Annotated in this window: 9 protein-coding genes; 2 read left to right on the forward strand and 7 right to left on the reverse strand. The window is 45.9% G+C overall.

Annotated elements, in window-relative coordinates; all coding sequences use genetic code 11:
- Nucleotides 1-117: 117 nt before the first annotated feature.
- The 7 genes from ACJ9PY_RS21775 to ACJ9PY_RS21805 all read right to left on the reverse strand — a co-directional run bounded on the left by ACJ9PY_RS21775 (nucleotide 118) and on the right by ACJ9PY_RS21805 (nucleotide 10,635).
- The gene (locus ACJ9PY_RS21775) at nucleotides 118-1,365 is read right to left on the reverse strand and encodes an amidohydrolase (protein WP_411738986.1); all 1,248 of its coding nucleotides are present in this window, start codon (nucleotides 1,363-1,365) and stop codon (nucleotides 118-120) included.
- Nucleotides 1,366-1,392: 27 nt separating this feature from the next.
- A complete protein-coding gene (locus ACJ9PY_RS21780) occupies nucleotides 1,393-2,643 on the reverse strand; it encodes an amidohydrolase family protein (protein WP_411738987.1) in 1,251 nt (416 codons plus the stop codon).
- 24 nt (nucleotides 2,644-2,667) lie between these two features.
- Nucleotides 2,668-3,915 carry an amidohydrolase family protein gene (locus tag ACJ9PY_RS21785; protein ID WP_336058606.1) on the reverse strand — a complete coding sequence of 416 codons (1,248 nt, stop codon included), beginning with the start codon at nucleotides 3,913-3,915 and terminating at the stop codon, nucleotides 2,668-2,670.
- A 421-nt stretch (nucleotides 3,916-4,336) separates the two neighbouring features.
- Nucleotides 4,337-5,902, reverse strand: coding sequence for a glutathione ABC transporter substrate-binding protein (locus tag ACJ9PY_RS21790; RefSeq protein WP_411738988.1), 1,566 nt, complete (start codon nucleotides 5,900-5,902; stop codon nucleotides 4,337-4,339).
- 100 nt (nucleotides 5,903-6,002) lie between these two features.
- Nucleotides 6,003-7,502, reverse strand: coding sequence for an amidohydrolase family protein (locus ACJ9PY_RS21795; protein ID WP_411738989.1), 1,500 nt, complete (start codon nucleotides 7,500-7,502; stop codon nucleotides 6,003-6,005).
- A 1-nt stretch (nucleotide 7,503) separates the two neighbouring features.
- Nucleotides 7,504-9,012, reverse strand: a complete 1,509-nt coding sequence (locus tag ACJ9PY_RS21800; protein WP_411738990.1) for an amidohydrolase family protein — start codon at nucleotides 9,010-9,012, stop codon at nucleotides 7,504-7,506.
- Between the two features lie 66 nt (nucleotides 9,013-9,078).
- Nucleotides 9,079-10,635: a glutathione ABC transporter substrate-binding protein gene (locus ACJ9PY_RS21805; protein WP_411738991.1), complete on the reverse strand. Its 1,557-nt coding sequence runs from the start codon at nucleotides 10,633-10,635 to the stop codon at nucleotides 9,079-9,081.
- 210 nt (nucleotides 10,636-10,845) lie between these two features.
- On the opposite strand from ACJ9PY_RS21805, the gene nikC reads away from it, so the two are divergent.
- Nucleotides 10,846-11,748: a nickel transporter permease gene (nikC, locus tag ACJ9PY_RS21810; protein ID WP_063575165.1), complete on the forward strand. Its 903-nt coding sequence runs from the start codon at nucleotides 10,846-10,848 to the stop codon at nucleotides 11,746-11,748.
- A gap of 12 nt (nucleotides 11,749-11,760) precedes the next feature.
- Entirely contained in the window at nucleotides 11,761-12,681 is a 921-nt protein-coding gene (gene nikB, locus ACJ9PY_RS21815) for a nickel ABC transporter permease (RefSeq protein WP_034304259.1), read from the forward strand.
- Nucleotides 12,682-12,695 lie beyond the last annotated feature (14 nt).

Genomic DNA, 12,695 nt, shown 5'->3' on the forward strand with positions numbered 1-12,695 from the left:
ATAGCCAAAAAAAATCACTTCCACAGCATATAACATATGTAAATAAAAGTACACGGAAGCCGCCAAAAACGAAAAAGGAAATCCGGAAATATCCAGAAATCCTTTTTTGGTTCAGCCCTACCGTTCAATGGACTGCTTTTGTTTATATAGTGAACCGGAAACCAAGTTCCCCTTGTAAATGACCGCTTTACGTTCCGAACGCCTGGCAACTGCCTCTGCAGAACAGCTTGCGTCAATTAACACCAGACTTCCGGCATCCCCAACTTTCGGCCATGCCTGGTTACCCTTATCATCCAATGGGGTTTTTCCGCCAGTTATATATCCGAGTGTCCGGGAAAGCGAGACTTCATCAATCCATTTGAAACGTTCTGCGAGCCTTCCTGCCCTCTCCAAAATGTCACCATTCCCAAGAGGTGACCATACATCAAAGATATTATCATTTCCTACTGATACTTCAACCCCTCTTTCATGCAATAAATCAACAGGGGGCATCTGCCTGTTGATCGGGACACTGGTGACGATGGAAATCCCCGCCTCCCTAAGAATGTCAGCCAGTTCATAGGCTTCTTCCCTGGATACGTCCCCGATTCCGAACGCATGGCTTAATGCCACCCTTCCTTCCCAGCCCGCTTGCTTGGTCAGAGCTGCCAAACGTTTCATGGTGAACGTGCCCAGATGGCCGGGATCATGTAAATGCAAGTCCACATCAGCATTAGCTTCCACTGCTAAATCCATCAATTGCACGAGCGATGCTTCAATATTGTTATCGACTGTGGCCGGATCCACCGCCCCGACGATTCCTGCTCCGTTTCGCAATGCCTCCCTGACAAGCTTGACAGAGCCGGACCGCAGCAAACCGTGCTGCGCAAATGCGACGATTTCTGAACTGAGTCGATTGGAATAGCCAGCAAGCGCCTGCTGAACTTGCTCTAAGTTTTGCAAGCCCGCTTCCGGATAGATATCAACATGAGTCCGAATATGTGCAGAGCCGGAAGCTAACAGGATTTCCAGTAAAGATTCTGCACGTTTACATGTACTTGTTGCAATGGAAGGCAGAACCCTCTTCTCATTTTCAAAGCGTTCAATGACACTTGAAGAAGGAGTGCACGCTCTCCAAACATCCCCCATCAGCGTCTTATCAAGATGGACATGCTTTTCAATGAAGGATGGAAGCGCCAGCAATCCTTTTGCATCTTCCACTGGTAAATCATCACGTATGGCTTCCCCATCTTTGACAATCTTCGTGATCCTGCCATCCTCCATCAACAGATGAAATAACCCGGTGATCGTTCCTGTAACTCTTTCATTCTCTTTCCGATAACCACATTCCAAACGAACATTCTTTAACCAATAGATTCTATTCATGATCTTCTCCCTTCTTGAACCATATCTTCAATTCGACTTCAAGGCAAATTCGCGATCAAGTCCGCCATAAACCAGGTTTCCATCGACCATGACCGCAGCCCGCGTCGATCTCCTGGCAACTGCTTCGGCAGCACATGATGCATCCACAAAAACCATAGTTGCGTCATTTCCCGCTTTCGGCCATAAACGATTTCCTTCATCGTCCAATGTCTTGACTCCGCCCGTAATGAATTGGAGCGATTGAGACAATGCATACTCGTCCTTCCAGTTGTACCTCTCAGCCAATCGGCCTGCCTTTTCCAGCATATCCCCAGTACCGAATGGGGACCAGGAGTCGTAAAAGCCATCGCAACCGAGAGCAACATGGACACCTTTCTCATGCAGTGAATCAATCGGGGGCATGACCCGGTTGATCGGAACTGTAGACATGATCGCTATCCCCAGGTTTGATAATTCACTGGCCAGTTCATTCGATTCTCCTATTGAAACATCACCAAGTGCAAAAGCATGACTGATGGCCGCTCTGTTTTTCCATCCTGCTTCATCGATCAAAGAAGCCAGTTTCTTGATCGTATATAAACCAAGGTGACCGGGATCATGTATACGAATATCAATATCTGCATCAAATTCAACAGCCAAATCGACCATTTCATACAGGGAAGCTTCTATATTATTATCCACCCCGCCAGGATCCAGGCCGCCCACCAAGGACGCCCCTTCTTTCATTGCTTGTCTCATCAACCCTTTTGAATTCGTTCTTAGCAGTCCGTGCTGCGGGAAAGCCACGATCTCGTATGTCATTTTCCCTTTGAAACGATATAGGGCACGTTGAATCTCTTCCAAGTTCTTCATACCAATGTATGGATCGATATTTACATGCGTCCTTACATGCGTTGCCCCGCCGCTTAATAATAGTTGAAGCATCCGTTCAGCCCGGAGCTGTCCAGTTTCAGCCAGTTCTGCAAGCTCTTTTGCTTCTAATTTTAAGCGTTCGATTAAGTTCGGAACCGGAGTGCATGATTTCCATGGCAGTCCTAAATACGTCTTGTCGAGATGGTTATGCATCTCTTTAAAAGGAGGAAGTGCAAGCAGCTTTCTCGCGTCGTGAACAGGACCATCCGTTTTCAAAGGCATAGTTGAAGCCAATTGCATGTCCTCTATGATCCCATTTTTTATATACATGTTGTATGTAGCTGTTTTCGTCCGATCAATTCGTTCATTCTCAAAAACAAATCCACTATCAAGCGTAACGTTTGTAAGCCAGTATGCTTCATTCATCCAATCACTCTCTTTATTAAAAGATTAAACACCTGTCGTCTCAAAAGATGAAATGGATCCGCTAACAACATTGCCCCTGAAGATGACAGCAGCACGCTTCGCCCTTCTAGCCACCGCTTCCGCTGAACAGCTGGCTTCAAGCAAAACGATATTCGCCTCATCCCCGACATTAGGCCATGCCTTGACCCCGTCTTGGTTTAATGGGGTCTTCCCTCCTGTTATGAATTGCAGGCTTTTCGCCAAGGAACGTTCATCAATCATGCGAAACCTCTCGGCAAGGCGACCGGCCTTTTCCAGATTGTCCCCGATGCCAAAGGGTGTCCAATGATCAGTGATGCTGTCATTACCCAATTCCACTTTCACCCCTTTTTCATGAAGCAGGGGGATGGGGATCGTTCTGAAGATGGGCACTGTGGATGTAATCGATATTCCTGTTTCCGAAAACCTTTCGGCTATGCCCGTAGCCTCCGGGACTGAAAGATCTGCCAACCCGCTGGCGTGGCTAACCGTGACCCTTCCTTGCCAGCCTGCGTCTTCCGTCATTGAAGCAAGTCGCTGCATGGTGAAGAGACCAAGGTGATCCGGATCATGTAAATGGACATCGATATCGGAATTGGATTCAACCGCGATATCCATGATCGTTTCAAGTGACCGCTCTATGTTTTCATCAATGGTGGCGGGGTCTACGCCTCCTACCAGATTCGCCCCATTCTTCATGGCCTCCCTTATTAACCGAACGGAATCGCTGCGTAAAAGTCCATGCTGTGGGAATGCGACGATTTCATATGTCAATTTATCCTTATAGCCTTCCAGTGCCTGAATGGTCGCTTCCAAGTTCTTCAGTCCGATGACGGGGTCGATGTTGCAATGTGTGCGTATATGGGTAGATCCGAAGTTCAATAATAAATCGAGCATTTTCTCTGCTCTTACTTTAGCGGTAGGCAATAATTCGGGCAGCAAGACCTGCTCTTCCTCTATCCGGGTTTTCACGCCATTAATGGCAGGCATGCAAGCCTTCCACGGACCGCCATAGTACGTTTTATCAATGTGGATATGCATTTCCTTAAACGAGGGAACCATCAGGAGACCGTAAACATCATGCTGCGGATCCTGATCCGTTATCGATTCCTTCGCCGATAAAATGGAAGAAATTTTCCCACTTTCAATCTTGATGTGGTAATTGCCGGTTTCAGTGCCGGTGATCGTTTCATTTTCATTATAAGTAAAACCATTTTCCAAGCGGACATTCGTTAACCAATACGATTGAGACATTACACTCACCCTTTCATTCCAGATTGACTATGCATCACTTTCATTATAGTTTTAAAGATCAACAAATAATTTCAGTATTTTTACTCGTTTTTATGTTATTTTTACTTATTGTGCCAAAGAAAAAGGCTCACCCTAATGGATGAACCCTTTCAGACTGAAGACAACTCGATGAAAAACTCAGTTTGCCTGCAGTTTTTTAAAAAGTTCAATTGATTGAAGATATCCGCTCCCTTTCTTTTATAGACGTTGATTTTCACTTCAGGCACTCGCTTTCCGCGGGCGGTCCGCCCTCGGCGTCTTTGCGCCTGTGGGGTCTCCCTTGGACGCGCTTTTCCCGCAGGAGTGTCGCAAATCCCTTCCAATGAGGATTACAAGAAAGAATCATTCCTCAGACTCCTAACACCTTTCCTCTACACACTGCTCACTTGATCGTTACGTCATTTATCTCCAGGTAGCCTGAAGGGCTGATTGAAAATCCTTTTACTTCTTTGGCTACTGCAGCAACATTTTCTATGACCCTTACAGGAATGTACGGGGTGTCAGCCATTTCGATTTCCTGTGCCTCTGCGTATAGTTCTTTGCGTTTCCCTTCTTCTTTTTCCTTCCTGGCGGCATCTATTAAACGATCAACCTTTTGATTGCTGTAAAAGAATGTGTTACCTGCCGCTCCCTGTGATCCCGTATGAAAAAGGTTATATTGATTATAATCAGCATCCCCGGTCGCGTTTCTCCAACTGATGATGAACATTTCCGATTGTCCTTTATTCACTTGTTCCACGAATGAACCGTACTCCATGACCTGCACTTTCAAATTAATCCCGATCCCTTTCAGTTGGGATTGCAGGACCTCAGCCAAGTTGACTCTTTCTTTACTGTCCATTGTCAGGATGGTCGCATCCAAGCCTTTTGAATATCCTGCTTCTGCCATCAGTTTCTTTGCTTCCTTTAAGTTGTAATCATAGGCTTCAAGATCTTCGTTGTACCCGAATACTTTAGAGCCCATCAAGGAGTTCGCCTTTACTCCCACATTATTGAAGACACCCTTGATAATCGAGTCCATCTCAATGGCATGGGCAATGGCTTTACGGACCCTTTCATCATTGAACGGCTCATTATTGACATTGAACCCTAAATATTCGGTACCATACCCTTCACTGCGGTAAACATCCATTGCCGGTGATGATTCCACCTGGTCCATGACCGATACAGGAAGCGGCTCGGCGATATGTGCTTCACCGGTTTCTATCATCGATATCCTCGTAGAGTCTTCCGGGACGACCTTGAAGATGACCTTGTCCACTTTTGGCTCGTCTCCCCAATAGCTGTCGTTTTTCGTCAATGTGATTTCCTGGCCTGGGGACCATGAATCAAAAGCGAAAGGACCGGTTCCATTCGGTTCCTGGATAATCTTTTTGCCGTACTTTTCAATCGTTTTCGGACTGATGATTCCGCCCTCGTGATTCGCCAATATGGAAAGGAGAGGGGAAAAAGGCTCCTTCAGGATGAATTGCACGGTAAATTCATCAACCGGTTTCACCTCTTTCACCATATCGAATACTACCGCTCTGGGAGAAGCGACCGCCGGATCCAATAGTCGATCAAACGTCTTCTTTACCGCATCTGCATTAAATGGTGTGCCATCATGAAACTTTACATCTTCCCTAAGCTTGAATTCCCAGGTCGTGTCATTTATTTGCTTCCATTTTTCTGCTAGCATTGGCTGTATCTCACTATTCTCATCCCGCTGTACAAGACCTTCATAGATTTTATGGTGAGTGACACTAGCGGCGTTAATCGTGGACATGAACTGCTGATCCAAGTTCTCAGCGTCGGATAGGCGGGCAATGACCAATGTACCCCCTTCGTTTGATGCTCTGTTCGGATCACTTTCTGTTGTGCTTACGTCATTGTTAGAAGAACAGCCTGTAATGATGATAGCCATGATCATGACTAGAAAAAGCTTTTCTGCCCCACGTTTTACCCCCATGGTCTTCTACCTCCCAATTTCATTTTTCGAACATTTATCTAATTATAGGAAATATTCTGACTATTTTTTTCGAATATCTTTACTATGTTTTTCATTTTCTTTACTTGTTTTTACAAATGGCTTCTGTATCGCTTATCGATTCCACGACCTTGAATGATGGCTTAAACAATTCTTTCTCGGGAAGCTCCTGATAATCCCTTTCCATATAGCCTCTTCTCATCTTATTGAAATATAGCTGCCCTTTATATTTGATTTCCGTTAAATCAAGGTCGGGGATTATTTGATCCTTCATGACCACCTTTCCATTGATGATCGATAATTTAACGTCCCTCCCGGATCCGCTTGCGAACATGGTTCGAATCGGATCATCGATTACCCCCATATGGAAACCGTCCAGGTCAATCGCGATGATATCCGCCTTGGCCCCCGCGGCGATGCGTCCTAGATCGTTCCTGCCAAGAAAAGCGGCCGCATCAAGTGTGGCTGACCGGAAGAAATCGGCATAGACAGAGCCTTCCGTTTCTCCTGCCGCCAGCCGTGAGAGCATGCTGCCTGTCCTGACGTTCTGGAACATATCAGGAGGGAATGTGTCCGTTCCAAGGGCTATATTGATCCCAGCCCGTTTATATTTGGCAAAAGATTCTAACGCTTCCCCATGCCTCCCGATGATCAGCGGGCAATGGATCACCGTTGTATTCGTTTCCGCAAGCAGCGCCAAGTCATCACCCTCGCCATATTTCGCTTTGCTGTATCCTGAAATAAAATGGGCGTGCGGGATCCCTGTTCTTGGACCGAGAAAGCCAAGGTCGTACAAATATCTGATCGGTGTAACATGATGGGCTTCCCAGATGGTGTTGAATTCAAAGCTTCCTTGTGCAGCATGAAGCTTTATGGGTACATTCAATTTTTCGCTGTAATATTTAATCTGTTTTAATTGATCGGCCGTTTGAGACTCAATCCGTTCTGGAGCAAGCATCCCCCTGACCATGCCTTCATGGGCTCCATCGAACTTTTCCACAAACTCAACCGCTTTCCGTAACCCCGCTTCACCGGCTTTTTCATCCCATTGCAGTTTGATTTTCCCGTCAGGCTGGACGGTTCTCATTCCTGATTGGAAACTCGGGCCAAGGTAAATCCTTAATCCCAAGCAAGCGGCATGTTCTGCGGCAGCTGCCAATTCATCATAGGTTTCAGCCCACCTTTTATAAAAGACGGAAGTAATGGGCATCGCCGTCGTCACGCCATGCAGTATGAGCTGTGAATAAGCATATAGTGATTTAAACGCTTCTTCTTCCTTGGTCATTAATTCAGGATGTCCGCTTTTTATATAATTCTCCGACCAAAGAAGGTTTTTCTGTCTGTCGGCACCGGCTTCAAAATGTAAAATATCATGGTCAATGTCCCCTAATGCATTTAAATCTATTAACCCGGGACTGATAATCGCATTACCGGCATCCATTACCTCGTCCACTTCTTCTGGATAATTTTTTCCGACATACAAAATCGTGTCTTTTTCATAAACGATCTCCGCGTTTTCCAAAATGACATGATCGCACCCATCATACCCGATTACATATCTTCCTTTAAGTTTGGTTTTCATCTTATTCCCCTTTCACCATCGCGGCAGCGTCTTCGCGTTCGTCATATCGCTTTTCATCTACATAGGCCCTGGCATGGCCCCAGAAATATTTAGTCGGCTGCATATACTTTTCGAGCCCTGCACGCTTTATCGTTGAAAAGGCCTCCTCATTTGCTTCATCAAGCACTGTACTTTCATGGACCGTCCGTACATTCCTGCCTTCCATGATCAATTTCCCATCCACGATGACATGCTCCACATCATTCGCCACAGCTTGAAATACAAGCCGGTGAACATGCATGAATTCAGGGGTCAGGTGAGGCTGATGAAGATTGACCGTAATGACATCCGCTTTTTTCCCGATCTCGAGGGAGCCTATTTCATCATCCCAGCCAATACATTTCGCAGCATCTATCGTGATCATTTCCAACAGCTTGCCTGGCGGTAAATAATAGTAGTCCCTAAGGGCGGCCTGGTGAACGAACTGTGTTTTCCTCATTGCCTGAAACATATCGAAACTTGTCGAAGGGGACGTCCCATCCGTGGAGATTGCCACAGTTGCACCCATCTCCAATAATTCAGTTATCGGGGTACGGGCATGAACCTGGCCAAATCCAGGTGATGTACTGACGTTGGTACCTGTTTCTGCCAGTATTCTTGCCTCATCGAAGGAAATGCCCCGACAGTGCTGTAAATGGACATCCGGACCCAATAGAGCATTTTCTTTATCCTGTATCGCTAAATGGATCATCCCGCCAAAGGCATCTGAGTGAATGCGTGTGTTATATTTCCTGGCAATCTCCCTTATTTTCTTCGCTTGATACAGGTCATGATCAGTAAGCCCATAAAGCCTGTCAGGAGATGTCGGATTGGAGGGATCCACTGATGTAACGATGACAAATGGTGTAATGAAGGCTCTCGTGCGGTCCTCATTTGCATGGTTCAGCGCCTCGATTACCGCTTCCGCCCCCTGTAATACTTCTTCATAGGTAACTTCCTTTACCACTCTCTTTCCGTCGATCCATCGGCTGAATGAATGGGGCCATGGAGGATTGCAAGGACCCGTGCATACCACTTCCCTGATTCCCACTTCGGCGTATGCTTTTGCATGATTGATGGCGAAAATCGGTTCATCGGACCGCGGCATGGAGCCTAACACGCTCACCCCAGTCGTCACGCCTGCCTTTAATCTCTCAAGGGCGGATAGCTTTCCTTCGTAATACCAAAACTCATCCGTTACAAAATGCTTGTACGTATTCGTCATGATCGGCATCCAAAAATCAATATTCTCCATGGCAATCGTTTTGAACATGGAATGTCCCCCATGCCCATGAACATCTATCAATCCGGGCAATATGCACTGATGGCTGCAATCGATGACTTTTACTGCCTCATACTTCCATTTAAGTTTTTCGGTCGCATCTACAGCTAAAATCCTTCCTTGATGTATGGCGACGGCGCCATCTAGCAGAATTCTCCTGTTTTGATCCATGGTAATGACGGTCCCATGGATTAGCAGTAAATCTATCATACTTTCCCCTCCTAATTGAGAAGACAGCATAACATCCTTATGCTGCCTTCCTTTTGTGATGAATTCCTACTTCACGGTTACGTTATCAAGCATTAAATAATTTGCCGGATTCAGCCAAAGCCCTTTAACTGTCCCGCCATATACGGCCAAGTGTTCATAGTTACGGATAGGAACATATGGAACTTCTTCTCTTTCAATTGCCTGTGCCTTCGAATATAGTTCCTTACGTTTATCGCCATCCGATTCTTTACGTGCATTTTCAATCAATTTATCCACTTCCGGATTGCTATAGAATGAACTATTTCCCGCAGCACCTTGGGATTTACTATTGAAAAGATTGAATTGATTATAATCTCCATCCCCGGTAGCATTGCCCCAGCCGCCTATCGATACCTGGTGCTCGCCCTTGGCTGTCGCATCAATGTAAGCCCCATACTCAAGGACTTGAATCTTGACCTTAATTCCAATTCCTTTTAACTGGGATTGAATCACCTCGGCCATATTGATCCTTTCCTTACGGTCACTCGTCGTCAGGGTAAACTCCAAACCATCCTTGACCCCCGCTTCAGTCAAGAGCTTCTTCGATTCATTAATATCATAGTCATAGCCTTTTATATTCGGATCATAACCAAACACCTTTGGGCTCATTGTTGAATTTGCCCTCGTGCCAACGTCGTTATAAACCCCTTTGATGATGGAATCGACCTCGATGGCATGAGCGACCGCCTTACGGACCCTTACATCATCAAAGGGCTTTTTCTTAACATTGAAGCTTAAGTATTCAACGGCAAGTCCCTCCGTGCGATATAAATCCATCGTGCCCGACGCTTCGATCCTATCAATCTCCGTCACTGGCACTTGATCGGTCACATGCGCTTCACCCGTTTCAATCATCGCAATCCTCGTGGCATCTTCAGGGACCACCTTGAATACCACCCCATCAATCTTAGGCTTATCCCCCCAATAGTCCTGGTTTTTCGAAAGGGCGATTTCTTCACCAGGCTTCCACGATTTAAAAACGAATGGACCTGTCCCAACCGGGTTTTGCCCGAGTTTGTCACTATTTTCCTTAATCGCTTTAGGGCTGATGATGCTTCCTTCATTACTGACTAAAATCGATAACAGCGGAGCATAAGGATATTTCAGCTTGAATTGTACAGTCGTTTCGTCAATCACTTTAATTTCCTTGATCATTTCCAACTTACCAGCCTGCGGAGAAGCTGTTGCCGGATCCAGTATCCTGTCGAAATTGGTTTTCACCGCTTCGGCATTGAATGGAGCTCCATCATGGAATTTGACTCCCTCCTGCAATTTAAACTCCCAAGTGACATCATCCAGTTGTTTCCACTCTTTTGCGAGCAGCGGTTTAGGATCCATGTTCTTGTCAGGAACGACCAATGTTTGATAAACCTTTTCATAAACGACGTTTGCAGATGGAATGTCTGTTATGAAATGGGGGTCAAGTGTGGTCGCGTCAGATAAGCGCGCGACGATCAGCGTACCTCCTTCTTTCGCTTTTTCTACTGTTTCCTTACTGCCGGTTTCTTCTGTTGCACACCCTGATAAAACGGATGAGATGCCCAATAAAGAAGCAAAAAGCAACCCAATCATACCTTTTCTCATTCTATTTCCTCCCTTTTTAACCTGCCTTTGTTTCTCCAAGTAACTTACAGCTATGAGTACATCGGGCTTACTGTAAATTATAAAAAAAAACCGAATTTTATATTTTCAGAATCTTTACTCTTTTTTTAATTATCTTTACTGCTTTTCCGCATCATATTTACTTCAATCCTTTTTTTGAATAAATTGAATGAAAGAAAAGGAGGAAATCCAATGAAGCCAGAGGTCGTCATCAATAATACCGAATTGAATGTAAAAGAAAGAAAATCTCCGAAACTAAGACACTGGAAAGCCTTTTATAAAAAATTCAAGCGAAATAAATTGGCATTGGTAGGCGGGTACATCGTACTTTTTTATATTTTATTGGCTATCTTTGCCCCTTTGATCTCACCGCAGGATCCCTATGAAATTGATTTGGTCAACAAACTCCAGACTCCATCAGCCGAACATTGGATGGGTACGGATGATAAGGGAAGGGATATTTTAAGCAGATTGTTATATGGAACACGGCTTTCATTAACGGTTGGGTTTGTCTCTGTTTTCTTCGGGGCGTTCATTGGCATACTCCTCGGGTTAGCAGCTGGTTATTACGGGAAATGGATCGATACCGTCATTATGAGGATTGTCGATGTGCTGCTGGCTTTCCCGGGAATACTGCTTGCTCTTGCCATCATTAGTGCCCTTGGTCCGAGCTTGATCAATGTTATGGTGGCGGTCGGCGTCTTTTCGATACCGATGTTTGCCCGGATTGTACGCGGTTCCACACTGTCAGTCAGGAAGCTGGAATATATCGATGCCATTCGTGCATTGGGAGCGACTGACTTCACGATCATATGCAAGCATATTTTTCCGAATATTCTATCACCCGTCATCGTACAAGCTACATTACGTCTGGCAACGGCCATTCTGTCGGCAGCCGGATTGTCGTTCCTGGGACTGGGAGCCCAGCCGCCCTCACCAGAATGGGGAGCGATGCTGAGCAGCGGACGGGATTATTTGTTCAGTGCCCCCCACATCGCTTTGTTTCCGGGGATAGCGATATCAACACTGGTACTTGGTTTCAACATCTTCGGGGACGGACTTAGAGATGCCCTGGATCCAAGAATGAAAAAATAAGGAGGAGAGAAAATGTTCGTATTCATTATCCGGCGGGTACTTCAAACGATACCGGTATTACTGGGAGTAAGTCTTGTTGTTTTCCTCATCATGCAAATGGTCCCGGGAGATCCGGCAACACTGCTTGCAGGTGAAGGAGCGACTAAAGAAACGATTGAATCGCTGCGGCATGAGCTTGGCTTGGATCGTCCAATCCTCTATCAGTATGTTGACTATGTCCTTCATGCCGTTCAAGGTGACTTTGGGGAATCACTCCGAAGCAGCCGCCCAGTTTTGGACGAAATCATGGTCCGCTTGCCCATCACCCTTGAACTGGCACTTGCCAGCATATTCATAACCGTTGTGCTTGGAATGATCGCAGGAATCATCTCGGCCACCAAGCAATACTCGGCAGCTGACATTTCCATCATGATCGTTGCTTTATTGGGAATCTCGTTACCTAGTTTTTGGCTGGGTCTCATGCTTATCTACTTCTTTTCCGTGAACCTTCATTTGTTTCCGGTTTCAGGTTGGGGAACCTTCAGCCACATGATTCTCCCTGCCATAACCCTTGGGGCCGGCGGAGCGGCCATCGTTGCCAGGATGACCAGGTCGAGCATGCTTGAAGTCGTTCGCCAGGACTACATCCGGACCGCGAGAGCCAAAGGATTGAAAGAATATATCATCATTTATAAACACGGCCTGAAAAATGCACTCATCCCCGTCATTACCGTCGTTGGCCTCCAGTTCGGTGCACTCCTTGGCGGCACGGTATTGACAGAGTCCGTTTTTGCCATCAATGGACTTGGAAGATTGATAGTCGATGCAATCAGGACGAGGGATTTGCCGATGGTCCAAGGCGGGGTCCTCATCGCTTCCGTCATCTTCGTATTCATGAACTTGGCAGTGGATGTCCTCTATCGGTACTTTAACAAAAGAATAGACTTGAACTAAGGAGGTATGATGAT

This window comes from Peribacillus sp. S4 (genome assembly GCF_046715815.1).
Lineage (GTDB): Bacteria > Bacillota > Bacilli > Bacillales > DSM-1321 > Peribacillus > Peribacillus frigoritolerans.